Here is a 614-nt window from a genome sequence, read left to right as displayed (position 1 = left end):
TCTGGGCTTCGGCAAAGGAGTAGGCACTCCATATCGAATACCCCGCAAGAAGAGCGCACAGGCAGACGACGACCAAGGTAAAGAGGCGTATCTGCTTGAAACTCGTTTCGATATTCTTTAATGACTTAAATTCCATAGCTTTTCATTCTTGTTTATTATTCGTGAGAATTGCCGCCCTTGTGGAACAGTCGTCCTGCCACATCTTTGGCTTTTTGTCTGGCACTGTGCAATACTTGTTTTCCGTGTCCGCCTGCAAAACCTCCTGCGGCCCCGGCAACAGCACCCGTGATGCCTGCGCCCTTGGTGGTGGCATAATTCACATTCTTTCCGAAGTTTCCTGCTCCTCCGGCTTGTATCACCCAGCCCGCAACTGTCGGAATGGTGAAGTAGCCGATGATGCCGATAATCATGAAGACGAGGTACACACCGTTCGAAGCATCTATCGTATAGGTGGGATCATTCTGTAACTGCGTGATGTCGTGTTTGAGCATCAGTTCCTGAATCTTTGCCAGCATCGAACTGAACAAGTCCGCCACAGGCAACCACAGATAGATGGAGATATACCTCGTGATCCATTGCGTGAGGGTACTTTGGAAACCGTCCCATACTGAGAT

General features: G+C 49.5%; 2 pseudogenes. Both read right to left on the bottom strand.

The features are described from left to right. Window positions 1-136 (bottom strand): annotated as a pseudogene (locus BN93_RS17240) (conjugative transposon protein TraK); the annotation flags it as partial. A gap of 19 nt (window positions 137-155) precedes the next feature. After that, window positions 156-614, bottom strand: a pseudogene (locus tag BN93_RS16130) (conjugative transposon protein TraJ); the annotation flags it as partial.

Source organism: Prevotella conceptionensis 9403948 (genome assembly GCF_000312305.1).
In the GTDB taxonomy this organism is placed as follows: Bacteria; Bacteroidota; Bacteroidia; order Bacteroidales; family Bacteroidaceae; genus Prevotella; species Prevotella conceptionensis.
Note: the sequence above shows the minus strand (reverse complement) of the source record. Positions and strands in the feature narration are given on the sequence as shown.